Below are 26,282 nucleotides of genomic sequence, written 5' to 3' on the forward strand. Positions count from 1 at the left end.
ATTCACTGGGCTACACCTCGCGACAATGGCCTTTCCCGACATCCTGCGGATCTCAGCTTTGCTGCGCCTCGGAGACCTTCACTGGCTTGGCCAGCGGTTTGTGATTTCGTGTCAGTGCAGTCTTTGTTCTCGGGTTGTTTGCCGAAGCGGAGTGAAGCCCGGATTTGGCGCAGCTCAGCTGCGCATTGGCGATTCTCCATTCGCACGAATCGAAAAATTGGAGGCTCGAAAGTTGAAAAAGCTGAGCAGTTTTCGCCGAAACAACCGTGCGCAGACCTTCGCACATGCAGAAACGGCCGAGTTTAGTGGTGGTGACCAAAGCCTGAACTTTTCCGGCTTCAACCCTGTGGGGTTTCGCGGATTCTAGAGTTATCCACATCGCTTTCCCGCCGGATATCAACAGTTTATCCCCGTCTAATTTTCATGCTGCAGTGCTATTTTCTTGTCGGATCATGAGGTGAGTGCAACAGTCTGATCACCGCAACGGTTTTTCGGAACCTGAGTGGGACACAAAGGCCAAGGGGGTCGCAGCGGAGAAGGCAGATTTTAGGATTTGTCTGGTTTGCAGCAACTTACCGGTGGTTAATCAGCTGATTTGGGCTTTATGTCCGTATCAAGTGATCAGCCTCTCAGAAGGTCGATGTGTACTGCAGCGCGACATAGTACGCGAAGCAGCGGCTTTGGTCCTCTAGGGGGCTGGGCTACTGGATCGGAGCGCCCCTCGGGCGCGTCGACCCGGCAAGGCGTCAGGAGTGTCCGAAAGGATGCATGCAAAGACCGCGTCTGCGCACCTGACGCCTTTTCCTTTTTTGAACCTCAGGTTCATGCAGGCTACCACTCATCGTCCCTGAAATGGGAACGGGGTTCTTTCGCATGTGCAAAAGAACCCCGTAGAAGTGTCAGATGATGCAATGCCGCGTCTATGCACCTGTACGATTGATGCTACCCTGTTTGGGTGTCAGTCGCAACTATATATTGCGGGTTGCTACGCAGTACCCGCAATATTTCGGCGTAGACTAAATGTTCTCTTGAACGTCTGTGGCTGCGCCCTGAATGGCGTCACCGGCTTTTTCAATATCTTTGCCAGCCCCTTTGGCCGTTTCGCAGGCTGCCAGCGAGAACAGGGCCAGTCCAATCAGAAATGCGCGGATCATGTGTAACTCCATAAGTGATCGTTTCGGTTTGACTAGCAGTTTTCCAAGTTCAGAGCCACAGGTTTTGAAACAACTATTGCTCCCATGACAACAGACGGAACTTGGTGCTGGGTCAAGCTATCAACCCCAAGGCACGCGAGCCCTCAAACCCGCCATCTCCGGTCAGTGTCGGTGCCGGATTACCGCGCCGTGAGCAGTGCTATGCGTAAGGGTTCGTCGGTGCTAAGTTATTTTTCTTGGCAGAACAATTCGTAAACCACCTCGAGTATCCGAAGTGGGCGATCATCGGCCAGACGATAGTAAATGGCCTTTCCGTCGCGCCTGGGAACGACAAGCCCCTCCAGGCGGAGTCTCGACAACTGCTGGGATACAGCGGCCTGACGGGCAGAAAGCAGCTCTTCCAGCTGGGTTACTGATTTTTCTCCGGACACCAAATGGCACAGGATCATCAACCGGCCTTCATGGCTGATAGCCTTAAGGAAATTGGATGCTTTTGTGGCGTTTTCTACCATCTGATCCAAGTTTTGAGTGGTCGTGTCCTGTGAGAATTGGGGAAGAGCCATTTTTCTGTTTCCTTGCAAGTCCTGCGGGTGGTTGGTGCCAATCTGTCCACCCAATAGGCGAGCTATCTTGGTACATGGTTTGATCATGTATTTCCATATGCATGAATCAAAATAACGTGATGGATAGGACAAAATTTCGTGGGTTCGCGGTGACAAAGCTTTGGGGCACGCGCTCCAAGATGGTGCTTTCTTCCGTCCTGGTGTGAAGCGACCGGCGTTTGGTTCACCGCAGAATTCATTGATCGTTCCGGCACCCCTTGCAGCCCCTCGGTGGCGGCACTAAGACTCGGGTAACATCTCTTCGGGTAGGGTCCCGATCCATAGCAAAGCAGGCAGGTCCAGAATGTTCGATCCAGTTGACACTTACATGAACACGCTCGTCCCTATGGTCGTCGAACAGACCAGTCGGGGTGAGCGCGCATACGATATCTTTTCGCGCCTTCTGAAAGAGCGGATCATTTTCATCAACGGCCCGATCCATGATGGGATGAGCCATCTGGTCGTAGCTCAGCTGCTGCATCTTGAGGCGGAAAATCCGAACAAAGAGATCTCGATCTACATCAACTCGCCTGGCGGCGTAGTGACCAGCGGTTTGTCGATTTACGATACAATGCAGTATATCAAGCCGAAATGTTCCACATTGGTAATCGGTCAGGCGGCCTCGATGGGTTCTGTTTTGCTGGCCGGCGGGGAGAATGGCATGCGCTTTTCCTTGCCCAACAGCCGGATCATGGTGCACCAACCCAGCGGCGGCTATCAGGGCCAAGCCAGCGACATCATGATTCACGCAGCTGAGACGCAAAAGCTGAAGGATCGCCTTTATGATATTTACGTGCGTCATACCGGCCAGACCAAAAAGTCAGTTGAAAAGGCATTGGATCGTGACAACTTCATGAGCCCGGAAGAAGCAAAAGAATGGGGTCACATCGACGAAATCGTCGAGAACCGCGCCAAAATGGATGGCGACGAGGCCTGAGTTCAAAACCTCGCGCACGGGGCGTGAGGAACGATTTTGAGATTGTAGCTGCAACAGTGCTGTCCTAAGCTGCAGGCAAAGGCGGCAAACGCGGTCCGGGCGGGCCGCACGTATGGAGCCCGAAAGGTAGAACATGGCGACGAATTCAGGCGGTGACGGAAAAAACACGCTCTACTGCAGCTTCTGCGGCAAAAGCCAGCATGAGGTTCGCAAACTGATTGCAGGCCCGACCGTGTTTATCTGTGATGAATGCGTTGAACTTTGCATGGACATCATCCGCGAGGAAACCAAGGCCAGCGGCCTGAAATCCTCGGATGGCGTGCCGACCCCGAAAGACATCTGTGAGGTGCTGGACGATTACGTCATCGGTCAGGCCACGGCAAAACGGGTATTATCGGTTGCGGTTCACAACCACTACAAGCGTCTGAACCACGCTCAGAAGGCGGGCGGCGATATCGAGCTGGCCAAGTCCAACATCCTTCTGATCGGCCCCACCGGTTGCGGTAAGACGCTTCTGGCGCAGACGCTGGCACGGATTCTGGATGTACCGTTCACCATGGCGGATGCAACCACGCTGACCGAAGCCGGTTACGTAGGTGAGGATGTCGAGAACATCATTCTCAAGCTGCTGCAATCCAGCGAGTACAATGTCGAACGCGCACAGCGTGGCATCGTCTATATCGACGAGGTCGACAAGATCACCCGCAAGTCTGAGAACCCTTCGATCACTCGCGATGTGTCAGGCGAGGGCGTTCAACAGGCGCTGCTGAAACTGATGGAAGGCACTGTTGCCAGCGTTCCGCCTCAGGGTGGGCGCAAGCATCCGCAGCAGGAATTCCTGCAGGTGGATACCACCAATATTCTCTTCATCTGTGGCGGTGCGTTTGCAGGTCTCGACAAGATCATCGCGCAGCGTGGTAAGGGCTCGGCCATGGGCTTTGGCGCAGACGTGCGGGATAATGACGAGCGCGGTGTGGGTGAGATCTTCAAGGATCTCGAGCCGGAAGACCTGCTGAAATTCGGTCTGATTCCGGAATTCGTCGGTCGTTTGCCGGTTCTGGCGACGCTTGAGGATCTGGACGAAGACGCACTGGTCACCATTCTGACAAGTCCCAAGAATGCTCTGGTCAAGCAATATCAGCGTCTGTTCGAGTTGGAAGATGCCGAGCTGGCCTTTACGGAGGACGCTCTGACGGCAATCGCCAAGAAGGCTATCGAGCGCAAAACCGGTGCGCGCGGATTGCGTTCGATCCTCGAAGATATCCTGCTGGATACGATGTTCGAACTACCTGGTCTGAAAAACGTGACCGAGGTTGTGGTCAATGAAGAAGCCGTGACATCAGACACGCAACCGCTGATCATCTATGCAGATGCTGGTCCGGAGTCGGCTTCGGCCGGTTAAGCTCAGTCAGTTTTGAAACCTACGCGGCGCGGCCTTGACCGCGCCGTTTTCTGTATGAGGGTAATGTGGTGATCAAACGCGTATTTTCCGGCGGAGAATTCGAAGCCAAAGTGGGCTATTGCCGCGCCGTCGTGGCGGGTGGCTGGGTTCATGTTGCCGGCACGGTCGGGCAGGGTGATGACGTAGTTCAGCAATGCAAGTCGATCCTGACAACGATTGATAAAGCACTTGCCGAGGCCGGGGCGTCCTTTGCAGATGTCGTGAGAGTGACATACATGCTGCCGGATCGTTCGGAGTTCGAGCCCTGCTGGCCGATCCTGGCGGATGCATTCGGAGCAAACCCGCCGGTAGCTACGATGATCGAGTGCGGATTGATTGACCCCAAATATCGGATCGAGATTGAAGTGACCGCAATCCTGCCTGAATGACGCAGGGTGGCCTCGTGGCACTGGACCTTGGCTTGGCTTTGGTCCATATCTGCGGGGACAGAAATGCCGGAGGCAGCCAATGGGAATCCTGAATACTCTTTTGCGGGCCGTGACATGGTGGAACGGAGCCACCCTGAACACGCAATTTTATACCGCGCGCAAGGGCGTTAAGGTTGGCGAAGACAACGAAGGCAATGTGTTTTATCGCAATGCGGATGACAGCAAACGCTGGGTCATGTTCAATGGTGAGGCCGAGGCCAGCCGGATTGATCCCGATTGGCACGGCTGGTTGCACCGCACCTGGGACGAACCGCCGACGGACAAGCCTTTGCCGCATAAATCGTGGGAAAAGCCGCATCAGGAAAACCTGACGGGCACCGCGCTGGCCTATGCACCGGCTGGTTCGCTGCGTCGCCCTGATCCGATCAAGCGCACGGATTACGAGGCCTGGAGCCCGGAATAGGCAGACACGCATGTCGAACCATACTATGACCGAAGTCCTTGTCGGTGGGGCCGTACTTGCCGGTGCGATCGCCTTTGGTGTCTATGCCAGCCAATCCACCGGGTTGTCGCAGACAAGTAACGGCTACGAGCTTGGCGCGTCCTTTCGTTCGCTCGAAGGTGTGGGCGTCGGCACCGACGTCCGGTTGGCAGGTGTCAAGATCGGGACAGTGACGGATGTCACGCTGAATGCTGACACTTATCGGGCGGACACCAGTTTTTCCGTGGCTGATGACATTCTGATCCCTGATGACAGTGCCATTGTGATTTCCTCCGAAGGATTGCTGGGTGGGAACTTTGTCGAGGTCATGCCGGGTGGATCCCCTTTTTACTTCGAGCCGGGTGATCAGATTGAGGACACACAAGGTGCAGTCAGTCTGATTTCCCTGCTGGTGAAATTCGTGGCCGGGGATGGCAGCGAATGAAGTATGGTCTGCTGACGGCTTTGTTCCTGACTGCGTCCGGTGCCGCCGCGCAACAGAAGGTTGAATCCGGTCCAGGGGCGATGCTGCGTGGCCTGGATAAAGTCAGCGGCCAGACGGTCGATGTCGAAGTGCAAAACGGCCAGACCGCGACGGTCTTCGGGCTGGATGTCGCGCTGGGAGACTGCCGCTATCCGGCTGACAACCCGACCGGCGACGCATTTGCTTATCTGACGATCTGGGAACAGGATAAAGCGCAGCAGTTGTTTGATGGGTGGATGATCGCTACATCTCCTGCGCTGAACGCACTGGATCATGCCCGTTATGACGTCTGGGTAATCCGCTGTATGACGCCCTGAGGGGTCTGGTTCAAAACGGCCGTGAAATCGGCACTTGAATCCAGTGCTTGCTTCAACTCGGAATGATAGTCGGCGCGCGAAATCTCGATGGCGCCCAACGAAGCCAGGTGTGCAGTCAGAAACTGTGTGTCGAACAGGATAAAGCCTGTCTGTCGCAACCGGTCCACCAGATAAGCAAGTGCGATTTTCGAGGCATCGGTTCGCCGCGAAAACATGCTTTCACCGAAGAATGCTGCGCCCAGAACAACGCCATAAACGCCACCGATCAAAGTGGTGTCTTCCCACACTTCAAGCGAATGAGCGTAACCGCTACGATGCAGATGTTGGTACAAACGGCGCAGCTCGGGGTTGATCCATGTGTCCGCGCGATCCGCGCAGCCGTCAACGACGCCAACAAACTCCTGGTCTATCGTGATTGTATACCCACAGGCGCGGATACGGCGTGCCAGACTGCGCGAGATGTGGAACCCGTCCAACGGAAACACCCCCCGGATTTTGGGGTCAACCCAGAACAGATCAGGGTCATTGCGGTGCTCTGCCATCGGAAAGATGCCAATGGAATAACCGTGTAACAGAAGTTCAGGGGACAGGCTCATGCCGGGTTCACCAGGACCGGAGGGCGGGTGCCCTCCGGTCCTGGTTCCTATTGGGCCATGTTCTCCGCAAGCCAGTGCTCCAGCCAGTGGATGTTGTAATTGCCGCTGTGCAGGTCGGGTTCTTGCAGCAGGGCGTGGAATAGGGGCACGGTTGTGTCGATGCCATCCACGATCAGTTCGCCCAAGGCGCGGTTCAGGCGCGCCAGTGCCTCGTCCCGGTCGCGGCCCTGAACAATCAGTTTTGCGATCAGCGAGTCGTAGTAGGGTGGGATCGAGTATCCGTCATACAACGCCGAATCCATCCGCACTCCCAGACCCCCGGGCGCGTGGTAAGCTGTGATCTTGCCCGGGCAGGGCGAGAAGTTGGGCAGCTTTTCCGCATTGATCCGAACCTCGATGGCGTGGCCATTGATCACAAGGTCGTCCTGCCCGAACGACATCGGCTCGCCCGCGGCAACAAGGATTTGTTCGCGCACAAGGTCGACGCCGAAGATGCCTTCGGTCACCGGGTGTTCCACCTGCAAGCGAGTGTTCATTTCGATGAAATAGAATTCGCCGTTTTCATAGAGAAACTCGATGGTGCCGGCACCAATATAGTTGATCTTGGCGACCGCATCCGCACAGACCTTGCCGATCTTGGCGCGTTCTTCCGGTGAGATGCAGGGGCCGGGGGCCTCTTCGAACACTTTCTGGTGGCGGCGCTGCAAGGAACAATCACGTTCACCCAAGTGCACTGCGTGGCCCTTGCCATCACCAAACACCTGAATCTCGATATGGCGCGGTGTGGTCAAGTATTTCTCGATATAGACCTCGTCATTGCCAAAGGCAGCCTTGCCCTCGGCCCGTGCGGTCATGAAGGCACTTTCCATCTCATCGGCGCTCAACGCGACTTTCATGCCGCGCCCACCGCCGCCAGCGGTTGCTTTGATGATGACAGGATAGCCGAATTCCTCACCGATACGCTTGGCCGCAGCCACGTCAGGAACGCCACCATCTGAACCCGGAACGCAGGGCACACCCAGCGCTTTCATCGTTTCCTTGGCGGTGATCTTGTCGCCCATGATACGGATGTGTTCCGCTGTGGGGCCTATGAAGGTCAGGCCGTGATCTTCGACGATCTGTACGAATTCCGCATTCTCGGACAGGAAGCCATAGCCCGGATGGATCGCCTGCGCACCGGTGATTTCACAGGCCGAGATGATCGCGGGCACTGACAGATAACTTTGCGGGCTGGGTGGAGGGCCAATGCACACCGATTCGTCCGCCATGCGCACATGCATCGCGTCGCTATCGGCGGTGGAATGCACAGCAACCGTGGCTATCCCCATCTCGCGCGCAGCGCGGATCACGCGCAGCGCGATCTCGCCTCGGTTGGCAATCAGGATCTTGTCGAACATGGGCCCGCCTTACTCAACAATGACCAGAGGAGTGCCGAATTCCACAGCGTCGCCGTCCGTTACCAGAATCCGTTTGATAGTTCCCGACTTCGGTGCGTGGATATGGTTCATGGTTTTCATCGCTTCGACGATCAGCAGGGTGTCGCCTTCGGACACTAATGCGCCGACACTGATGAACGAAGGCGCGCCCGGTTCGGGTTGCATATAAACGGTCCCAACCATGGGCGAGGTCACCGCGCCGGGGTGGCTGGCCGGATCTTCTTGCGCTGCAGGGGCTTCTGAAACAGCGGCCGCAGCCGGAGCGGCGACAGGTGCGGCCGGAGCTGCTGCAGGAACGGCCACTTGAACCGGGGCGGTAACGGCTTGAGTTGCACGGCTGACACGCACGTTCAGACTGTCTTCCTCGCCATATTCACGCTTGACCTGCACCTCGGTCAGATCATTCTCGCGCAGCAATTCGGCCAATGCCTTGATGAACGCCACATCCGCTTCGTGTCTGGTATCTGTCATGAGTGTCCTCGAAGGTTCCCCTATGGCCCGTCTGTTCCCTGCGGGCTCGGTCTGATTACGCAGGGTTATAAGCCATGCTGTCGGCCATGAAAAGCGCAGTCTGAGCATGAAAAGCGAGGGGTTCGCAGCAATTTTCGGCCACAAATTCTGTCAAAGCGGGGTTCCGGACAATTTGGCCACCAATTCAGGCAATTTCCGCGCCCCGTATTTCTCCAGAAGCCGGGCCCGATAGGCTTCGATCGTGCGGTAACTCAGGCCCAGTTCAACCCCAATTTCCTTGGCAGACAGTCCGCGGCAGGACAAGATTGCGACCTCGCGTTCGCGGGCCGTCAGTTCGACCAGAGGGCGTTCCTCAGAGATGTCCGAAAAGCTCCAGATGCCATGACGGAACGGATCGTCAGGCGTCAGGGACCGACCGCGCGCGCGACACCAGAAAAGATCTCCGTCGCGGCGTCGCATGACCCGTTCGTCCGTGTAGTACCCGGTATCGCGCATCACCTGTAGACTGCGCGCGCCTATGCGTTCCCAGTCGGCCACCGACGGGTAAAGGTGCAGCAGGGGCATATTGCGGTATTCGGTCTCATCACCGCCAAACGTCCGAGCGAATTGCAGGTTGCACCGGCGAATGATCCGGTTTTCCAGTTCTACAAGGCCGATGGGTGCATATTCGAAGGCAGGATCGCTCATATACGTATGGTGACGGGTATTTGTGTGAAAGAGAAGGGGGGCTGACTAGAAACCGCGGATTTCCGGAACGCTGTAATGCTCAACAGGTGTTAAGTTTGTAAACTGTCTTTGAAAATTCAGTTGCAATACGCAATAAACACAAGGTTAATCTGAAAATCAGGGCTGCTTCTCTCACTAACGAGACGCGGTGACACATAGGACGTTGGCATAATGCGCGACACTCTGACCGGCAGTCGGATACGTGAAAGACGGCAGATATCAGGTTTGCGTCAGGCCGAACTTGCGCGGCAGGTCGGAATATCTGCCTCGTACTTGAACCTGATCGAACACAACCGACGTCGTATCGGAGGAAAACTGCTGGTCGACATAGCAGGCGCCTTGTCGGTCGAGCCTTCGGTGTTGACGCAAGGGATCGAGGAAACTCTGATCGCAGCCTTGCGCGAAGCGGCTGCGGATTCAGTAGGTCAACAGGCCGAGGTGGACGGGCTTGAGGAATTTGCCGGGCGTTTCCCCGGCTGGTCCGGAGTGCTGGCGCAGATGCATCGCCGGGTGGTCTCGCTGGAACGCACGGTGGAAACCTTGTCGGACCGTCTGACACACGACCCCCATCTGGCCGCATCAATGCACGAGGTTTTGTCGACCGCTGCTGCGATCCGATCGACTGCGGCCATTCTGGCTGAACCGGGCGAGATTGATGCCGAGTGGCGCAATCGGTTTCATAAAAACTTGAATCAGGATGCAGAACGGCTGGCTGAAAGTTCCAAAGCGCTCGTGACGTTTCTAGATGACAGCGATGGGCAGAGGGACCGGCGCGGTGCGCCTCTAGATGCGGTTGAGGCCTATTTCGCGGATCACGGATTTCACTTCCCAAGCATCGAAACCGGGGGGGATGCGCCCTCGCTTAAGGCATTGGAATCGGCGGCGGCCAAGGAACTCGCCGAGAACTTTTTCCAAGTCTATGCTTCCGATGCGCAAGCTTTGCCGTTGGATGCGTTTTTGACCGCGCTTGACAGATTGGGTCCTGATCCGATGGCGTTGTCCGTCGCGTTCTCTGTCGATTTGGCTGCGGTTCTGCGACGGCTGGCCTTTTTACCCGATGGCGTATTGGCGCGACCGGCCGGACTGGTGATCAGCGATGCCTCGGGCAGTATCCTGTTATATAAACCCACACCGGGTTTCGCTATGCCGCGTCATGGCGAAGCCTGTCCGCTTTGGCCGGTGTTCACGGCGTTGAATCGCCCTCTGGTACCGATCCGCAAGCGCATCGTTCAGTTGGGTCGGACGGCCGCCGAATTCGACTGCTTCGCAATAGCATGGCCGCAGCCGGCAGAGGATTTTGGGATCGAACCGGTTTATCGTTCAGTCATGCTTGTTTTGCCGGTCGAAAACACGGTGCAACCAACCGAAACAGCTGCGCAGGCCGGAGCCAGTTGCCGGATTTGTCCAAAACGCGACTGTGCGTCGCGTCGCGAACCGTCGATTCTGAGCGAAGGTTTTTGACAGTTTCCCGACACAACGCTTAATCTGTCAAAGACAGGTGGCCGGGCGCGCGACCGGTCATGGGGAGGGACTTAAAATATGAGCCGTAAGGTTCTGTTAATAGAGGATGAGCCCAACATTGCAGAGGCGATCCGCTTTCTGCTGACTCGCGAAGGTTGGCAGGTAGAAACCCACGCAGAAGGTGCGGACGCGATACACGTCATTTCGGCGGCCAAGCCGGATCTGGTCATTCTGGATGTCATGTTGCCTGGCAAGAGTGGCATGGATATTCTGCGTGACTTGCGTGAAAACGCTGAATTGCAGGAGCTTCCTGTGTTGATGCTGACGGCACGCGGTCAATCCCGCGACCGGGAAATGGCCGAGCAAGCCGGAGTTAGCCGGTTCATGACCAAACCTTTCTCAAACGCCGAGGTTCTGACGGCGGTCCGCGACCTGCACGCGCAGGCGTCGCGGTCATGAGCGTGTCAGACGGCGAGCAACGGCCATCACCGGCTCGCCCGTCGGTCTTCCTTGAACGGCAAAGCTATCGAAGGCGCCGGCTGGCGGATGCGGCGCGTCTGTTGCCGTTCCTTGGGGGCGCGATGCTTGCGCTACCGCTTTTATGGCCGGACGAAAACGGGGAAGCGGGGGGCGTGCCTCTTTCGTCGGCTATGTTCTATATCTTTGCCTGTTGGGGCGTTCTGATTCTGATAAGCGTGATTTTTGGTTTTGCCGCCAGACGTCTGGCCGCGCGGGAGGGCGCTGCGCAGGAGGCAGATAAATGGCAACGCTGAATGTCCTGATTCTGGTCTGCCTTGGATATGTGGTCCTACTGTTCGGGGTCGCCTTTGCCGCAGATCGCATGGCGGCTGTCGGGCGGGGCAAGTGGCTTCGGTCCCCTTTGATCTACACTTTGTCGTTGTCGATCTATTGCACCGCATGGACATTCTATGGCGCGGTTGGCAACGCCGCGCGGTCGGGATTGGAATTCGTGACCATCTATCTCGGGCCTACACTGGTCATGGTCAGCTGGTGGTGGGGCCTGCGCAAGCTGGTCCGGGTGGGGCGTAGTCAGCGCGTGACATCGATCGCTGACCTGGTCTCGTCGCGCTATGGAAAGTCAAATACGCTTGCTGTTTGTGTGACCGTTTTGGCCGTACTTGGCGGAACGCCCTATATCGCGTTGCAATTGCAATCGATTACGCTGTCCTTTTCGATTTTTGCAGAGGCAGACCCGACGGGCCTGTACCGCGAAGGCTCCAGTGTTTTCTGGGTGGCCGCAGGGCTGGCAGTATTTGCCATTCTGTTCGGCACGCGCAATCTGGATGTGAACGAACGTCACCACGGCGTTGTCACCGCCATCGCGCTCGAGGCGGTGGTCAAGCTGCTTGCTTTGCTGGCCGTCGGTATTTTCGTGGTCTGGGGTGTTGCGGGTGGTTTGGGTCCAATGATGGACCGGATCGACGCGTCCGAAATCGGACAGTGGAATGTGGACGCCGGTCGCTGGACAACCTTCATCTTTCTGTCAGCTGCCGCTTTTGTTTGCCTGCCGCGGATGTTTCAGGTCATGGTGGTCGAGAATGACGACGAAAGCCACCTACGTACCGCCGCTTGGGCCTTCCCCCTGTATCTGTTGTTGATGAGCATGTTTGTCGTCCCCATTGCAGTCGTCGGCCTGGACCTTTTACCCGAAGGTTCGAACCCTGATCTGTTCGTGTTGACCGTGCCTTTATCGCTGGGCAATGAAGCGTTGGCGATGCTGTCATTTATCGGCGGGTTTTCTTCGGCTACATCCATGGTCATCGTGACGGCGATGGCGTTGTCGACGATGGTGTCGAACCATGTGGTCATGCCGATCTGGCTGAATACGCAGGAAGGGTCGGGCTCGGTCTCGGGTGATGTGCGCACCATTGTCCTGATGGCGCGCCGGGTGTCGATAGCGGTGGTTATGGCGCTGGGTTTTTTCTACTACCGCCTGTCGGGCGGAGGGGCCGCGCTGGCGTCCATCGGTTTGGTAGCCTTTGCGGGGATTTCTCAAATTCTGCCGGCGCTGGTGGGTGGACTGTTCTGGCGCGGGGCCACACGAGCCGGAGCGTTGGCCGGGCTCAGCGTCGGGTTTTTTCTGTGGATTTATACGCTGCTATTGCCAGGAATGGGCGGTGGGATCATTCCAATTTCGGTCATTGAAAACGGCCCTTTCGGGTGGGGCTGGCTGCGGCCACAGGCCTTATTCGGGATCGAGGGGATCGACCCGATGGTGCACACGGTTATGTGGTCTCTGTCGCTGAATACCATCGCGTTCTGTGTCACCTCTCTGCTGAGTTTCCCCAGCCCACTTGAGCGTCTGCAGGGGGCGCAATTCGTTGATATATTTGATCATTCCATTGCGCCACGGGGGTGGACCGGATCCGTGGCGCAAAGCGAAGATCTGATGATCATGACCCAAAGGATATTGGGTACTGTCCCCGCACAGGAGTTCTTTCAAGCCGAAGCAGCCAAACAGAACGGTCGGGCTGGTCAACTACCTGAACCGACGCCCGGCTTTCTGGAGCGACTCGAACGCGAGCTCAGCGGCTCGGTCGGTGCGGCCACGGCCCACGCGATGATCGGTCAGATTGTCGGCGGCTCCTCCGTCTCGGTCGAAGACCTGCTGGCTGTGGCTGACGAATCCGCGCAGTTGCTGGAATATTCCAGCGAACTTGAGGAGAAATCCGCCGAGCTGAGCCGCACTGCGCGTCAATTGCGTGAGGCGAACGCGAAGCTGACACAGGTTTCCATGCAAAAGGATGCGTTCCTGAGTCAGGTCAGTCACGAATTGCGAACGCCTATGACCTCGATCCGAGCGTTTTCCGAGATCATGCGAGACACAGACGGGCTGAGCGCAAGCGAACAGACCCGGTACGCGGCAATCATCCATGACGAAGCGCTGCGTCTGACGCGGCTGCTGGATGACCTGTTGGACTTGAGCGTCCTGGAAAGCGGGCAGGTCAGCTTGAACATGGGCGACGGCACCCTGCGCGCGGTACTGGATCGGGCCGTTTCCAGTGCACTGGCAGGAGGCGACCGGGCGCTGAGCGTGCGGCGCGTCCGCTCGGCCGAGCGCATCGCACTGTATACCGACCTGGATCGTCTGGGGCAGGTTTTCATCAACTTGATTTCCAACGCGCAGAAGTATTGTGATGCGACAGAGCCCGCACTGACCATTTCAGCTCATGACGTGGGTGGTCAGGTAGTGATCGATTTCATCGACAATGGTGTCGGCATCCCGTTTGACGCGCAATCGATGGTGTTCGAAAAATTCGCCCGCGTCGGTTCGGATAAGGCCGGAGGAGCGGGGCTGGGGTTGGCGATCTGTCGCGAGATCATGCAGCGGTTGGGCGGCGAGATCACCTATTTGCCCGGACAGGGCGGTGCGGCATTCCGGGTCAGCTTGCCCTTAGCCTATCAGCAGGCGGCGCAGTAAGGGCATAAAGGTATTCGTAACCTTCGACGGGTTACACCGGTTACTGAATCACGAAAAGACGTGAGCGGTTCGATGCCATGACACAACATGCCAATGCAGCTTTGGTGCGCAAGCTTTCAGCGGGGCGAGATAGCGTCGGGGCCGATCCCCGCTCTATTTTGCGTGCGCTGCGTCTGGCCCTTGCGCGATCAGCAGGTGAGCAATTGAACCTGCCCTTGTCTGTGATTGGCATCAAACAGCGGTTGCGTGCTCAGGAAGACCTGCCAGATGTGATTACGGACGGTTGGATGATGCTGCAGTTCGCCTCTACCGAAGGGGCTGCCGCCGCTTGCGTCGACCCGAGCTTTGTCTCTGCCATCGTACAAACCCAAACGATCGGAGAGGTGATGGGTGATCAGCCGCATCCCCGGGCCTTCACGGATACTGACGCGGCCATGGCTGTGCCGCTGATCGAAAATCTGTTTGCCCAGGCGCAAACTCTAGTCGACGCACCGCGGGATATCGTCAGCCTTTCCGGTTACGAATTCGTCTCAAGGGCCGAGGATGCGAGAACGCTGATCTTGGGGATGGTGAATGACAGCTATCGGGTTTTTGACCTGACCGTTGATCTGGCTGGCGGGTTGCGGCAGGCTCAGCTTGCCATCTTTCTACCGGAATTGCCTGCCGCTGAAGGGGAACAGAACGCTGAGGTTTTGGGTGACGGTTTAAGCCTGAGGCAGGCTTCAGGCGTGATGCGGGCCGAGCTGAATGCGATAATTTGCCGGATGTCACTACCGCTTTCTACATTCTCAGGGCTTAAGGCAGGGGATTTATTGCCTCTTACTGGCGCAAGACTGGATCGAATCGACGTTCAAACCATCGACCGTGCAAGGGCATCGGTTGGACGGTTGGGGCAATGTGGCGGCATGCGTGCCGTACGGATCAACGAACAAGCGCCACTGAGAGCTTTACCTGATGAGGTCGACAAACCATTTCTGGAAAGCCGCCCGGAGCAGCCTCAACCGGATTTTCCCAAAGGTGTTTCACAACCCAAGTCCAGCACCGGAAACTCAGACATGCATTTACCAGCAGACATGACCGTCGCCCGAGATAATGGCATGACCAGTACCAGCCCGGATCACATGGTGGCGGAAATTTCCCAGCTGGCCGGCTTATCGGGGCAGGCGGACAACGATGATCTGACGCGCTGATCGGATCAGTCGCGTCCGTTACGTATTTGATCCAGTGCCGGGCGCAGATTGTCCAGCGCGTACCCAGCCTTGCCTGTAGCGTCCAGAATCTCATCGGTGCTCAGTTGGTCACATTGACCCAACGCCCACACGACAGAGCATCGCGTGCCCGAGGCACAATAGGCCAGAACCGGACCGGGGCAGCTTTCAGCCAGATTTTTTTGAAGCGCGACGTTTTCTGGTGTCATGGTTTGGTGCGTCAGTTCCAACACCTCATATTCCATCCCGGCGGCACGCACGGCCTCGCCGATGGCGTCCGACTGCAAGTCCGGTGGAACCTCGGTATTTGGGCGGTTGCAGATCACCTTGACAAAACCTGCCTTGGCAATGGCTGGCACGTCCTCGACCGAGATTTGCGGTGAGACGGCGTAGCGGGGGGTAATCGGGCGAATCTCCATGACGAATGCTTAGGCCGCGTTGGCGAGCCTGTCCAGTTTGGCGCCCAGTTTCGGGGCCGCGAACATTCCTGCGATCATCGCCACCAGAAAGACAGCCCCGCCAACACCGCCATAGCTGAGCGACGCCATCGCTGGACCAGGGCACAGACCAGCCAACCCCCATCCTACCCCGAACAAGACCGAACCAACAATCAGGCGGCGGTCCAGCTCGGGATTAGGTGGGGCAGGGAACTGTCCACCTGCTATTGGTATGCGGCCTTTGGTCAGCCGCCAGGCGACCAACATGGGCAGGATCGCTCCGCCCATCACAAAGGCAAGCGTCGGGTCCCAATTTCCGAACACATCGAGCCAGCCTTGCACCTTGGTGGTATCTGTCATGCCCGAGATCAACAGGCCCGTCCCGAACAAGGAACCGGCAATGACAGCAAGAACGATACGCATCAGATCACCCCCAGGACGTGCCGAAACAGGGTCAGGGTCAACCCGCCCGCAAGGATGTAAAATACCGTGGCCACGATCCCACGCAGCGAAAACCGTGAAATCCCGCAGACGCCGTGACCGGATGTGCAGCCATTAGCGATCCGGGTTCCAACGCCAACCAGCAGGCCCGCGATAACCACAATCGCCAGGTCGCCGGTCAGATGAGTTTGGGCCTGAGGCGCAATCAAGGGGCGCAGCAACAGCGGCATTCCAATCAGACCAGCGACAAAGGCCAGACGCTCGGCCCTGACCTGAACGTCGCTGCGTTGGATCAATCCGCCCAGAATTCCACTGGCGCCCATGATGCGCCCATTGCCCAGAAGAAACACTGCTGCGCCAAGCCCGATCAGCAGACCACCGGCGAGGCCCCATATCCATTCAACGTTCATCCGAATATCTCTTGTTTGCAGATCACAGCTTGTTGACCGGCAGTTTCAGGAACACATCACCCTTTTCATCGGCAGGCGGCATCTGACCTGCGCGCATATTCACCTGCAATGAGGGCAGTATCAGCCGGGGCATAGAGAGGGTCGCATCTCGCGCGTCACGCATCTCGACAAACTCTTCGACGCTTCGACCCTGGCCGATATGTACATTCAGCGCTTTTTGTTCGCCCACAGTGGTTTCCCAAGCGTATTCATCCCGCCCGGGGGCCTTGTAGTCATGGCCGACAAATACCCGTGTTTCATCGGGAAGTGAGAGGATTTTCTGAATCGACAAATACAAGTCCTCTGACGAACCGCCGGGAAAATCACAACGCGCAGTGCCAAAATCCGGCATGAACAGCGTATCCCCGACAAAGGCAGCATCACCGATGACGTAGGTCATGCAGGCGGGCGTGTGGCCCGGTGTATGCAGGACATCTCCACGCATCTGACCGATGTGGAAGCTATCGCCCTCGGAAAACAGCGCATCGAACTGGCTGCCATCGCGCTGAAACTCGGTCCCTTCGTTGAAGATCTTGCCGAAGGTGTCCTGAATCACCACGATGTTTTTGCCAATGCCAATCCGGCCGCCCAACTTCTGCTGTAAGTATGGGGCGGCGGACAGATGATCGGCATGAACATGGCTTTCCAGGATCCATTCGACCTTCAGGCCCTCATCGTTCACATACTCGATGATCTGATCTGCCGAACCGGTGTTTGTTCGACCTGACGCATGATCGAAATCCAGCACGCTGTCGATGATGGCACAGGCCGAGCCTTCGGGCTCTTTCACCACGTAAGAAACTGTGAAGGTGTCAGGGTCGAAAAAGGCTTTCACGATGGGCGTCATTGGGTCCTCCGGCGGGTCAATTCACATATTGATAGCGGAATATGAAGGATGTTCCAAATCACGAGTTGATGTCAATCAAGGCGATTGCCAACTTTTTCGTATAAGAATTAATCGACCCGTGGCGTATCGCCGATTTTTCAGAGAACAGGCGAAAATTTGCGCGATGTTCATCGAGTCTCATGCTGGTCTTAATGTTGTTACCTATATCAGGCAGACTGGCACCATGCGGGAGGATGCAAATGACTGCTCAGGATCTTTTTACCGAAGCGGAACAGCTTGAACGAAAGCTGCAGGATGCGTGTCTGGACACTCGGTTGGCTCTGCAACCAAGCGTCAGCAAAGTTCTCGACAGGATGCGCGCAACGGGTGTTCATATTCCATCGCGCCTGCGGCGTCTGGATGCTGCGCTCTGCGAGGACGCAATTGAGGCGCGATTTGACAATATGCCGGTTTGAACCGGTTTGGTCATCCAAAGGAAATGCCGAGGATGACCATCATCAAGCCAATCACAGACAGAAAAAGTGCGGCCATGTTCCATGGCAGCACACCTTGGACGGCTGCGCGTAATTCGTCGTCCGACAGGCCAGATTTACGTGCCTTCATAACACGTAGAATGCACCAGACCAAGCCAACCAAACCGGCCAAGGACAGGGCGGCCCCGCCCCAGACGATGATGTCGAACATGATTTCCAACGCTTGCCAAAATTCTTTCAACCGCGCTTAACGGATCGGCGTTGCCGGTACAAGTCCGGTGACCCGATTGCATGCTTGCGCCCCGCGCGGCGTCGATGTATCCGGCACATTGCCCGATGACATCGCATCACCAATCAGCCCGTGGGAGAGACGCAGATGGAAGACATCACCGAAGATCAGGCCGCTGCCAATTACCGAGTTACCGCAGGTGAACTGCGCCAATTCGTTGAGCGTATCGAGCGGTTGGAATTGGAGAAAAAAGATATCGCCGACCAGATCAAAGAGGTCTACGCCGAAAGTAAGGCGCGCGGTTACGACGTGAAGGCCATGCGCAGCATTATTTCCCTCAGAAAGCGCGACAAGGATGACATTGCCGAACAAGAGGCCGTCATAGAAATGTATAAAGAAGCGCTGGGGATGTCCTGACGCGTTCTGATTTCCGGCGCTATGCCGGATTCGAGACCAAGACATGATGAAGGCCACGCGCTGCGGTGATGTGTGGCCGACGGGGCGGCGGCCCCGGTTTGACAGGTGAATAGCGCCTCCGATTTCACTGCCAGGCGCGTTAACCGAAGCAGACTTGTGGTGATTTGCTAATCGTCCGTGATATTGTTGGACTTCCCGACGAAACTTCCTAAAGTCCCGAACCGAAGCTCCGGCCTGAACGGTTCGAGCACGATCCGCAGGTATCAACCGATGCAGGAAGTCGCCGAGAAAACCTATGCACTACAACAACAGACCATACGACCAACTGAAAGTCGGCGACCAGGCCGAGCTGACGCGGATCTGCACCGAAGACGACTTTATCGTCTTTGCCTCGAACTCGGGCAGCGACAATTCCATGCAGCCATCGACCGGCGAGGCAGACTCGGCATGTGAGGCCATCGCGCCCGCCTTGTTTGCGGGGGGGCTGATTTCAGCGGTGCTAGGGAATATCCTGCCGGGGGCGGGGACGTCGTACAAGTCGCAGAACTTCGAATTTGGTACACCTGCCCACGCGGGTGAGGAACTGAAGGTTCAGGTCAAGGTGTTGAAAAAGCAGGAGAACCGCGAGGTTGTTCTGGATGCCTGCGTGCTGCGACCCAGCGACGGTGCAGTGATCGTTTCAGGAACGGCTGTCGTCGTGGCACCGGATAGAGAGATGTCATTTCAGGACCTTGAAACTCCTGGTCTTGTGATTCAGCGGCACCGGCACTTCGACGCGTTGCTTGAGCGGTCGCGCGCCTTGGCGGCAATGCAAACAGCGGTGGTCGCGCCGGAAGATCCCAATTCTCTGGGCGGGGTATTGCTGGCTACGCAGGAGACGATCATCGAGCCCATCCTTGTCGGTGACCCTGACAAGATAGCGGCAGCGGCGCGTGAAATTGGCATACCTCTGGGCGACACCGAGATTATACCGGTAGAGGGGCATTTCAAGGCAGCCAATGTGGCCGTTGACCTCGTAGCGGATGGCCGGGCGAAGGCCGTGATGAAAGGCTATCTTCATACCGATGAACTGTTGCGAGCTGCTCTGCGGCGCGAACGGGGCCTTCGGGCCGGGCGGCGATTTACACACGTCTTCGTAATGGACGTGCCCGGACAGTCGAACCTGTTTCTGGTGACCGATGCGGCGATCAATATTGCGCCCGATCTTGAGACCAAGGCCGACATCACGCAAAACGCGATTGATCTTGCGATTTCGCTGGGGATCGAGGTGCCAAAGGCCGCTATCCTGTCAGCGGTCGAGACGGTAAATCCGGCCATACCGTCTTCGCTGGATGCAGCCCTTCTGGCCAAAATGGCGGATCGCGGGCAGATCAAAGGTGGTCTGGTCGATGGGCCGCTGGCGATGGACAACGCGGTCAGTCTGGCGGCAGCCCGGACCAAAGGGATCACTTCGGAAGTGGCAGGGCAGGCCGAGATTCTGGTCGTGCCCAATCTGGATGCAGGTAATATGGTGTTCAAACAACTGAGCCATTTCGCCAACGCTAAGGCGGCGGGTGTAGTTCTGGGGGCCAAGGTTCCTATCATCCTCAACAGCAGGTCGGACGATGACAAAGCGCGGCTTGCTTCCTGTGCTGTTGCGGCACTGCACGCGGAACGGTTGGCCGGCTGAGCGTGTGGATCATATCGTAACTCTGAATGCGGGTTCGTCTTCGCTGAAATTCGCGTTATTCGCGGCCGAAGGCGTCGAGCCCACGCTGATCTGCTCTGGCGCTGTCGAGCGGATCGGTCGACCCACCGCCAATGTCAGCGCGCACATGGCAGATGGCCGGGTGATCGCACATGAGGCCTCAAGTGCGTTGCAAGATCACACAGTCGCAATCGATAGTGTTCTGAGCTTGTTGCAGCGGCATTTTCCCGCGGCAAATGTTGTTTCTGTCGGGCATCGGATCGTGCATGGCGGGCCAGATAACGACGGGCCTATCCTGATCACTTCGGACAGTCTGAATATGCTGGATATGCTGGTGCCCTTTGCGCCCCTGCACCAACCTTTCAACCTGCAGGGCGTGCGTGCCGCGATGGAGACGTTTCCGCTTGCCAGGCAGGTTGCCTGTTTTGATACTGCTTTTCATCGTCACCACCCCTGGGTCAATGATACATTCGCCCTACCCATCGAATATTACGAGATGGGTGTACGGCGTTACGGGTTTCACGGGATTAGTTATGACTACATCTCGGGTCATCTGGCCGAGACGGAGCCGCAGACGTTTGCCGGACGGGTCGTTGTTTCGCATCTGGGTAACGGGGCCTCGATGTGCGGAATGAAGAACGGCAGCTCTATCGGGTCCAGCATGGGGTTTTCCGCCATGGACGGGCTGCCGATGGGTACGCGCTGCGGGCAGATCGACCCAGGCGCGCTTTTGTTCCTGATGCAGCAGAAGGGCATGGGTGCCTCGGAAATCTCGGATCTTCTGTATCGTCATTCCGGCTTGCTGGGCCTGTCTGGTGTGTCCAATGACATGCGCACGCTGGAACAATCCGAGTTGCCAGAAGCCCGGAAGGCTATTGAGTATTTCACTTTTCGCGCCCGTCGCGAACTTGGTGCGCTTACTGCCGTTGTCGGGGGCCTGGACGCTTTGGTGTTCACCGGCGGTATAGGTGAGAACTCAGCCCGGGTGCGAAGCCAGATTTGCGCGGATATGGGATGGTTTGGGATCGAATTGAACGAAGAAGCAAACCAAAGTAACGCCCGAGTCATTTCGTCCGAGTCATCTCGGGTCCAAGTGATGGTTATTCCCACGAATGAAGAGCTGGTCATCGCACGCGCCGCGCTGAACGTTGTGTCTTAGGATTTAGCGTCAATTACGTTGGCAAAAAACCGCCTGTGGTTGGCGAAGTAAGGGCTCTACGGGAAACCCCCAATTTCGCACCGTCGGTGCATGCGCTATCCATTGGGTATTACCAGGGCCGCAAGGCCTTACCACTCTCACTTAATTCCCCTATGGGGGGCTGGCTACTAACCCCCTCGGCCAGCCCCTCAATTTCATTTCAGGATGCCAGGTGATCTGGCGGCTCAAGCGGCCGGGTGTGGATTGTCTTGTAGTATCTGCAGGACAAGTTCTGGCAAATCGGCGCTGTGGGTATAGCTGGCCCGATGCGGCAGGTCCGCGACAGGGGATTTCCGATAACCTTCGGTAAATAGCAAAAACGGTACGCCAGCCCGTTGCGCGGTTTCGGCATCAACTTCGCTGTCACCGACAAAAAGTCTGGGCCCGGAGGCGGGCAAAGCGTCAAAGCTGGCGTGCAGATGGGCCGGGTCCGGCTTTCGCGTGCTCATAGTATCACCACCCAGAACGGCGTCGAAATACCCGGACAGGTTCAGCGCGTCCAATACGTGGCGGGCGGGGGCTTCGGGTTTGTTGGTGCAGACGCCCAGGCTGCAGCCCATCTCGCGCAATTGGGCAAGCGCTTCCGGAACCCCGGGATAAACTGTCGTCCGATCACAGGCGGCAGCGTTGTAATGGCCCAGTGTCACCTTTGTCAGTTCGGAATGACGGTGCCGCGGCAGGCCGCAATGATCCATCGTCCGCTCGACCAGTTTCGGTAGACCATTGCCGACGAATTGCCGGATCGTTGGCTGAGACAGCGGTGTAAGATCCACGTCCGCAAGCATCCGGTTCACCGCCTGTGAAAGGTCGGCCAGGCTGTCGATCAATGTGCCGTCCAGGTCGAAGACAATAGTTGCGCTCATTGAAGGGTCCGCCTCTGATTTCTGTCGGTCTCAGGCCTAAACCGCACAGGTGCCAGAGTGCAACCAGCAGGCAGACAAAAAGGTTTGGAGTCTGGCGCTTGACAATCCCGACTAAAATAATCAGATTAAGACTCAGGAACGGAAAGCCAGCCCAAAAGGGTCAGCCAGATCACGAAAACCATTAACAGATATGGCACTTTGCCCGAAACGCTCTGGAGATGTCCCGATGAACGCGCAAAATCCCACACCGACTCAAGGTTATGCTGTCTCGATGCTGCCGGCCCATAAGGCTGAAGAGCTGACCAAGGGTGGCAATCTGGCTCATATTGAGCTTGGCGATCAGCTCTACACCTTGCGTATCACCCGCGCGGGCAAATTGATCCTGACGAAATGAGCGCGCCATCTTCGCGCGGCGGGGCGGCTGTCGGTCGACTGGCCGATCTGAGCCCGGTTGAAGCCGGTGCGGTCATGTACCTGCGGCTTTGGAGCGACGGAGCGTCGGGTCGCGAGGATGCAGCAAGCGATTTCGATATCGCGCTGGGCTCGGACCGGGGGCAGGCCGCAATGCTTACGCTGGACCGCCTATGTACGCTTTGTTCGCAATATGGTCGCCGTCCGCTGATCCGACACGGGCGAGAGTGTTCCTGCCTTGGCGCGGACGAGAACTGTTTCGCTCAGATGATCGCCGCCGCCTCGGAAGGCGCGCGCGAGGATGCCATGATGATGGCTTCTCTGATCGTGCGACCTGATTTTGCGCCGGCTCTGGCATCCTTGTCCGAGGAACTTGGACTGGTGCTGCGCCGTATGATATCTGCACCCCCCGTGCCGACGACAGGGCATTCTGCACCCTCTGCGGTGTTGCACTGATCGGTACAACAAATCCCCGGCAATTTCCGCCGGGGTTTTGTTTTTCAAGCACTCACGAGACGTAAGGATGCGTCAGCAGCACCCGCATCCCGCGTGGTGATTATCATGCTCGCAAACCGGCGCAGGCGCGTAGTCTTCGACCTCCGACAGTACGTCGCGCAGCACCCAAAGAATCATATCCACATCCTCGGCTTCGATGGTCAGGGGCGGGCGGATTTTAAGGATATTGTCCTTGGGCCCTTCGCTGCCGATCAGGATGCGATGATCGCGCATCCGGTTTTTGACATAGCTACAGATCTCGGGGCTTTCAGAGCCGTCCGGATTAACCAGTTCGATGCCCAGAAACAGCCCCATGCCGCGGACGTCGCCGACATGCTGGAAATCGGCTTCGATTTGTTTAAGGCCGGTCATCAACCGCTCGCCCATGGCTTTGGCATTGTCCTGCAAGCCTTCGTCGTCAACGATGTCCAGCACCTCATTGCCGATCCGGCAGGACAGGGTTGAGCCGCCGAAGGTCGAAAAGAATTCAATCCCGTTATTGAAGCTTTCGGCGATGGCCTTCGTAGTCACTAGAACGCCCAGCGGATGGCCGTTGCCGATGGGTTTACCCATCACCACGATGTCGGGCAGGGCGCCTTGGTGTTCGAAACCGAAATAATAATCTCCTAGCCGTCCAAGGCCTGTCTGTACTTCGTCAGCGATACACACGCCTCCGGCGGCGCGAATTTTCTCATAAACCGCAGGCAGGTATCCTTTGGGCGGGATGATCTGCCCGCCGACCGAAGGGAAGGTTTCCGCGATAAAGCCGGCAAGACCTTGGCCCCTGTCTTGCAGCGCAGAAATCGCTGGGTCCACCAGATCCGCAAACTTCTGCGCACGGTTGGGATCATCACGCCTGAATGAGCCGCGATAATCATCTGCAACTTCGACCAGTTCGACCCAATCGGCCTGACCCACACCGCCGGGCTTGTTGAATTTGTAAGCCGAGATCGCCACTGCCGCGTTGGTGTTGCCATGATACCCGTGATCGGGCGTTACAATGCCCTTTGCCCCGGTATGGGCGCGGGCCAGGCGCAGGGCCAACTCGTTCGCTTCAGTGCCGGAGTTGACGAAAAAGCAGACCTCGAGGTGTTCCGGAAGTTTGGATAGCACTTTGTCGGCAAATGCGGTTTGCGCGGGGTGCAGATACCGGGTGTTTGAATTCATCCTCTTCAGCTGATCCGCCGCCACGGCCTGAATGCGGGGATGTGCGTGACCTACATGCGGGACGTTGTTATAGGCGTCCAGATAGGGGCGGCCCCATTCGTCAAACAGGTGGTGTTTCCAACCGCGTACCAGCATGACCGGGTCGTCATAGGTCAGGCTGAGATTGCCTCCGAAATGGTCATGCCGTCCTTGCAGGACGGCCTGTTTGTCGGTCGGGCGATATAGCACTTTGTCGTCTGGCAGGTTGAGCAGTGCCGCAGGGTTCGGGCATAAGGCGTTCCACAGTTCCATTTCGTCCGGGTCGGCAACGCCAGGCCAGTCTGCATCCATTCCGGCAGTGGTCATGGCCAGCTGGAAATGCACATGGGGCGCCCAGCCTCCATTCTGGCTGGCGTCCCCCAACTTGGCAAAGGCAGCACCTTGCGCCACTGGATCGCCCGGTTTCAGGCGGTCGCAGATCTCTGGGTCCAGATGGCCGTAGAGCGTATAGAAGGGATCCCCTTCAGGTGTTTCGTGATGCAGGATCACAACGCCGCCATAATCGAGGTGATGATCGCGGTTTTCCACAACTTCCACCCGCCCGCTTATCGGCGCGTGCAGGACTGTGCCCGCTTGGGTGAAGACATCCACCGCCAGATGCACCGTGCGCCGGTCCGAGGCCTTCCACGGCCCCTTGCGAAACCCGGGTTCGGCGTAAATCAGACGGGGCTCGTTGTAGTATCCAAGCCAGAGACCATCTCCGAATTCCTCGCCCACGCGCGCGGCCTCGGTTAGCGGCATATGAAACGGATTTTGCGGCCAGGTGGAGTTCTCGACGGATAAAGACCCCATAGGTGCGTCGCTCAGGCTCTGCCCGAATAAATGCGAGAAGTAACCGCGATGATCGGACAGATAGGCATGAATCCGTTCGACTCCATCAACGACGGGCAGCCCACATGCGGTCCTTAGCCGGGCGGACATAAGGCCGCCATTGACGCCGGTATTCTCCAGAAAGCGCCATGCAGGGGCCTGACTGATGGTGACATAAGGGTCATCCGGGTTTTCTACCGCCATCAGGGTCGAATTGACGACTGATACTGCCAATCGCATACGCAGTAGAGGCCAGATAAGATCAACTTCCTCGGGGCTTAGACGATTTGCAGCGTGGTAGCCACGAACCAACGATGCCAGAGCGCGTTCGGGTTTCGGGTGATCCAGCACGACATAAGCCCCGGCGATCGCCAGGTCACAGATACGCGGAGCTGCGCACATATCACCCAGATCGATCAGACCCGAGACGCTGCGGCGTTCACTCAGCTCGCCCTCGACCAGAATGTTGTAGTCGTTGGCGTCGTTGTGAATGGCCTGCACAGGTAAGCGCGAAAGCTCGTCGGAAATCGCGTCGTAATCCCGTACGATCTCCTCCAGTACTGAGCGCCGGCTAGTATCGGAAATGGCGCCTAGTTTGTCCGAAATCCATCCGCCCTGCATCAGATCCCACTTGAAATCTGATCTGTTCAGGCTGTCATGTGTGAACTCGTCCAGAGCCCGATCCGTCGCCCCCAGCACCCGACCCAGTTTGAGAATAAGGTCTTCGGACTTGGGCGCGACTTTGGCGTAACACCGCCCCGGAAGTCGCTCCAATAACCAGGCAAGGCGCGGTTGCCCGTCCTCGTCTGCAATCTCGGGCAGAACATCGCCAATCACGGTCGGAAACACTTTGGGAAATGGAAGCCCAGGAGCCTTCGCCGCGATGTGTGCCAGCGCTTTGATTTGAAGATCGACCAGATCGGGTGCGCAGCCTGCTCGCATGACTTTCAGGACGTAGTCTTGACCGTTTGTCGCCTGCACCAGGAAGTTGAGGTCATATTCCCCATCCAGCCGCGTCAGCCGCGCGTCCAGTCCCCAAACCCCGCTCAAGGCGTTCGCCCAGAATGTCGTCATCTCATTCATTCAAAACCCTGTCTTGTCTTCACCACTTCCCGCTTTCTTCTTTTCAAGAAACCATCGGGGGTAAATTGTCGATTGCGAAAAGGGAGGCGGT

31 protein-coding genes are annotated in these 26,282 nt (G+C 57.2%); 17 read left to right on the plus strand and 14 right to left on the minus strand.

The features are described 5' to 3' along the window. Window positions 1–52: 52 nt before the first annotated feature. From AC2TDA_RS01520 to AC2TDA_RS01530, 3 genes are all read right to left on the minus strand, one after another. The gene (locus AC2TDA_RS01520) at window positions 53–379 is read right to left on the minus strand and encodes a hypothetical protein (protein WP_480896843.1); all 327 of its coding nucleotides are present in this window, start codon (window positions 377–379) and stop codon (window positions 53–55) included. 637 nt (window positions 380–1,016) lie between these two features. After that, window positions 1,017–1,154 carry an entericidin A/B family lipoprotein gene (locus tag AC2TDA_RS01525; protein WP_480847587.1) on the minus strand — a complete coding sequence of 46 codons (138 nt, stop codon included), beginning with the start codon at window positions 1,152–1,154 and terminating at the stop codon, window positions 1,017–1,019. 227 nt (window positions 1,155–1,381) lie between these two features. Further along, window positions 1,382–1,717 carry an ArsR/SmtB family transcription factor gene (locus tag AC2TDA_RS01530; protein WP_480878503.1) on the minus strand — a complete coding sequence of 112 codons (336 nt, stop codon included), beginning with the start codon at window positions 1,715–1,717 and terminating at the stop codon, window positions 1,382–1,384. A 343-nt stretch (window positions 1,718–2,060) separates the two neighbouring features. Between AC2TDA_RS01530 and AC2TDA_RS01535 the strand changes: the two genes are divergently transcribed. The 6 genes from AC2TDA_RS01535 to AC2TDA_RS01560 all read left to right on the plus strand — a co-directional run bounded on the left by AC2TDA_RS01535 (window position 2,061) and on the right by AC2TDA_RS01560 (window position 5,805). Then, the gene (locus AC2TDA_RS01535) at window positions 2,061–2,693 is read left to right on the plus strand and encodes an ATP-dependent Clp protease proteolytic subunit (protein ID WP_480847585.1); all 633 of its coding nucleotides are present in this window, start codon (window positions 2,061–2,063) and stop codon (window positions 2,691–2,693) included. A gap of 133 nt (window positions 2,694–2,826) precedes the next feature. Next, a complete protein-coding gene (gene clpX, locus AC2TDA_RS01540; RefSeq protein ID WP_480847584.1) occupies window positions 2,827–4,095 on the plus strand; it encodes an ATP-dependent Clp protease ATP-binding subunit ClpX in 1,269 nt (422 codons plus the stop codon). Between the two features lie 68 nt (window positions 4,096–4,163). Further along, window positions 4,164–4,523, plus strand: coding sequence for a RidA family protein (locus AC2TDA_RS01545; RefSeq protein WP_480847583.1), 360 nt, complete (start codon window positions 4,164–4,166; stop codon window positions 4,521–4,523). Window positions 4,524–4,602: 79 nt separating this feature from the next. Further along, complete coding sequence (locus AC2TDA_RS01550) at window positions 4,603–4,986, plus strand: NADH:ubiquinone oxidoreductase subunit NDUFA12 (RefSeq protein ID WP_480847582.1); 384 nt, start codon at window positions 4,603–4,605, stop codon at window positions 4,984–4,986. A 10-nt stretch (window positions 4,987–4,996) separates the two neighbouring features. Beyond that, window positions 4,997–5,449 carry an outer membrane lipid asymmetry maintenance protein MlaD gene (mlaD, locus tag AC2TDA_RS01555; protein WP_480847581.1) on the plus strand — a complete coding sequence of 151 codons (453 nt, stop codon included), beginning with the start codon at window positions 4,997–4,999 and terminating at the stop codon, window positions 5,447–5,449. Then, entirely contained in the window at window positions 5,446–5,805 is a 360-nt protein-coding gene (locus AC2TDA_RS01560) for a DUF2155 domain-containing protein (RefSeq protein ID WP_480878504.1), read from the plus strand. Before mlaD ends, AC2TDA_RS01560 begins: the two co-directional genes overlap by 4 nt. Here AC2TDA_RS01560 and aat read toward each other — a convergent pair. The 4 genes from aat to AC2TDA_RS01580 all read right to left on the minus strand — a co-directional run bounded on the left by aat (window position 5,769) and on the right by AC2TDA_RS01580 (window position 8,995). Continuing rightward, entirely contained in the window at window positions 5,769–6,401 is a 633-nt protein-coding gene (aat, locus tag AC2TDA_RS01565) for a leucyl/phenylalanyl-tRNA--protein transferase (RefSeq protein ID WP_480878506.1), read from the minus strand. The genes AC2TDA_RS01560 and aat overlap by 37 nt on opposite strands. Before the next feature lie 47 nt (window positions 6,402–6,448). Then, window positions 6,449–7,798: an acetyl-CoA carboxylase biotin carboxylase subunit gene (gene accC, locus AC2TDA_RS01570; RefSeq protein ID WP_480847578.1), complete on the minus strand. Its 1,350-nt coding sequence runs from the start codon at window positions 7,796–7,798 to the stop codon at window positions 6,449–6,451. 9 nt (window positions 7,799–7,807) lie between these two features. Further along, on the minus strand, window positions 7,808–8,308 hold the full coding sequence (accB, locus tag AC2TDA_RS01575) for an acetyl-CoA carboxylase biotin carboxyl carrier protein (RefSeq protein WP_480878508.1): 501 nt from the start codon (window positions 8,306–8,308) through the stop codon (window positions 7,808–7,810). Between the two features lie 150 nt (window positions 8,309–8,458). Then, window positions 8,459–8,995 carry a helix-turn-helix transcriptional regulator gene (locus AC2TDA_RS01580; RefSeq protein ID WP_480847576.1) on the minus strand — a complete coding sequence of 179 codons (537 nt, stop codon included), beginning with the start codon at window positions 8,993–8,995 and terminating at the stop codon, window positions 8,459–8,461. Window positions 8,996–9,205: 210 nt separating this feature from the next. Between AC2TDA_RS01580 and AC2TDA_RS01585 the strand changes: the two genes are divergently transcribed. The 5 genes from AC2TDA_RS01585 to AC2TDA_RS01605 all read left to right on the plus strand — a co-directional run bounded on the left by AC2TDA_RS01585 (window position 9,206) and on the right by AC2TDA_RS01605 (window position 15,127). After that, a complete protein-coding gene (locus AC2TDA_RS01585; protein ID WP_480878510.1) occupies window positions 9,206–10,495 on the plus strand; it encodes a helix-turn-helix domain-containing protein in 1,290 nt (429 codons plus the stop codon). Between the two features lie 78 nt (window positions 10,496–10,573). Further along, on the plus strand, window positions 10,574–10,954 hold the full coding sequence (locus tag AC2TDA_RS01590; protein ID WP_480878512.1) for a response regulator transcription factor: 381 nt from the start codon (window positions 10,574–10,576) through the stop codon (window positions 10,952–10,954). Next, window positions 10,951–11,268, plus strand: a complete 318-nt coding sequence (locus tag AC2TDA_RS01595; RefSeq protein WP_480878513.1) for a hypothetical protein — start codon at window positions 10,951–10,953, stop codon at window positions 11,266–11,268. The genes AC2TDA_RS01590 and AC2TDA_RS01595 overlap by 4 nt, the downstream gene beginning before the upstream one ends. After that, on the plus strand, window positions 11,256–13,937 hold the full coding sequence (locus AC2TDA_RS01600; RefSeq protein WP_480847572.1) for an ATP-binding protein: 2,682 nt from the start codon (window positions 11,256–11,258) through the stop codon (window positions 13,935–13,937). Before AC2TDA_RS01595 ends, AC2TDA_RS01600 begins: the two co-directional genes overlap by 13 nt. Window positions 13,938–14,014: 77 nt before the next feature. Then, the gene (locus tag AC2TDA_RS01605; protein WP_480878515.1) at window positions 14,015–15,127 is read left to right on the plus strand and encodes a FliM/FliN family flagellar motor C-terminal domain-containing protein; all 1,113 of its coding nucleotides are present in this window, start codon (window positions 14,015–14,017) and stop codon (window positions 15,125–15,127) included. 5 nt (window positions 15,128–15,132) lie between these two features. Here AC2TDA_RS01605 and AC2TDA_RS01610 read toward each other — a convergent pair whose 3' ends face one another. From AC2TDA_RS01610 to AC2TDA_RS01625, 4 genes are read right to left on the minus strand one after another with little or no spacing between them, the layout of a single operon-like run. Further along, window positions 15,133–15,564, minus strand: coding sequence for a protein tyrosine phosphatase family protein (locus AC2TDA_RS01610; protein ID WP_480878517.1), 432 nt, complete (start codon window positions 15,562–15,564; stop codon window positions 15,133–15,135). A 9-nt stretch (window positions 15,565–15,573) separates the two neighbouring features. Continuing rightward, a complete protein-coding gene (locus tag AC2TDA_RS01615; RefSeq protein WP_480878519.1) occupies window positions 15,574–16,005 on the minus strand; it encodes a DUF6691 family protein in 432 nt (143 codons plus the stop codon). Then, a complete protein-coding gene (locus AC2TDA_RS01620; RefSeq protein ID WP_480847568.1) occupies window positions 16,005–16,433 on the minus strand; it encodes a YeeE/YedE family protein in 429 nt (142 codons plus the stop codon). The genes AC2TDA_RS01615 and AC2TDA_RS01620 overlap by 1 nt, the downstream gene beginning before the upstream one ends. A gap of 22 nt (window positions 16,434–16,455) precedes the next feature. After that, a complete protein-coding gene (locus tag AC2TDA_RS01625; protein ID WP_480878521.1) occupies window positions 16,456–17,319 on the minus strand; it encodes an MBL fold metallo-hydrolase in 864 nt (287 codons plus the stop codon). 239 nt (window positions 17,320–17,558) lie between these two features. Between AC2TDA_RS01625 and AC2TDA_RS01630 the strand changes: the two genes are divergently transcribed. Continuing rightward, window positions 17,559–17,774 (plus strand): hypothetical protein, encoded by a 216-nt coding sequence (locus tag AC2TDA_RS01630; RefSeq protein ID WP_480847566.1) that lies wholly within the window; start codon window positions 17,559–17,561, stop codon window positions 17,772–17,774. A gap of 10 nt (window positions 17,775–17,784) precedes the next feature. Here the strand turns inward: AC2TDA_RS01630 and AC2TDA_RS01635 are convergent, their stop codons facing one another. Next, complete coding sequence (locus tag AC2TDA_RS01635) at window positions 17,785–18,003, minus strand: hypothetical protein (RefSeq protein WP_480847565.1); 219 nt, start codon at window positions 18,001–18,003, stop codon at window positions 17,785–17,787. Window positions 18,004–18,168: 165 nt separating this feature from the next. Here AC2TDA_RS01635 and AC2TDA_RS01640 point away from each other — a divergent pair, with 165 nt between their 5' ends. The 3 genes from AC2TDA_RS01640 (at window position 18,169) to AC2TDA_RS01650 (ending at window position 21,284) form a co-directional block, all read left to right on the plus strand. Next, window positions 18,169–18,438 (plus strand): DUF2312 domain-containing protein, encoded by a 270-nt coding sequence (locus AC2TDA_RS01640; RefSeq protein ID WP_480847564.1) that lies wholly within the window; start codon window positions 18,169–18,171, stop codon window positions 18,436–18,438. 295 nt (window positions 18,439–18,733) lie between these two features. Continuing rightward, window positions 18,734–20,107, plus strand: a complete 1,374-nt coding sequence (locus tag AC2TDA_RS01645; protein ID WP_480878523.1) for a bifunctional enoyl-CoA hydratase/phosphate acetyltransferase — start codon at window positions 18,734–18,736, stop codon at window positions 20,105–20,107. Window positions 20,108–20,111: 4 nt separating this feature from the next. Then, a complete protein-coding gene (locus tag AC2TDA_RS01650) occupies window positions 20,112–21,284 on the plus strand; it encodes an acetate/propionate family kinase (RefSeq protein WP_480878524.1) in 1,173 nt (390 codons plus the stop codon). 224 nt (window positions 21,285–21,508) lie between these two features. Here AC2TDA_RS01650 and gph read toward each other — a convergent pair whose 3' ends face one another. Continuing rightward, window positions 21,509–22,186, minus strand: a complete 678-nt coding sequence (gene gph / locus AC2TDA_RS01655) for a phosphoglycolate phosphatase (RefSeq protein WP_480847561.1) — start codon at window positions 22,184–22,186, stop codon at window positions 21,509–21,511. 226 nt (window positions 22,187–22,412) lie between these two features. On the opposite strand from gph, the gene hemP reads away from it, so the two are divergent. Together hemP and AC2TDA_RS01665 are read left to right on the plus strand one after the other, a co-directional pair. Further along, the gene (gene hemP, locus AC2TDA_RS01660; protein WP_170651215.1) at window positions 22,413–22,580 is read left to right on the plus strand and encodes a hemin uptake protein HemP; all 168 of its coding nucleotides are present in this window, start codon (window positions 22,413–22,415) and stop codon (window positions 22,578–22,580) included. Continuing rightward, the gene (locus tag AC2TDA_RS01665; protein WP_480847560.1) at window positions 22,577–23,053 is read left to right on the plus strand and encodes a hypothetical protein; all 477 of its coding nucleotides are present in this window, start codon (window positions 22,577–22,579) and stop codon (window positions 23,051–23,053) included. The genes hemP and AC2TDA_RS01665 overlap by 4 nt, the downstream gene beginning before the upstream one ends. A gap of 72 nt (window positions 23,054–23,125) precedes the next feature. Here AC2TDA_RS01665 and AC2TDA_RS01670 read toward each other — a convergent pair whose 3' ends face one another. Continuing rightward, window positions 23,126–26,191 carry an aminotransferase class III-fold pyridoxal phosphate-dependent enzyme gene (locus AC2TDA_RS01670; RefSeq protein WP_480878526.1) on the minus strand — a complete coding sequence of 1,022 codons (3,066 nt, stop codon included), beginning with the start codon at window positions 26,189–26,191 and terminating at the stop codon, window positions 23,126–23,128. Window positions 26,192–26,282 lie beyond the last annotated feature (91 nt).

The organism is Ruegeria sp. HKCCD6426 (assembly GCF_057221115.1).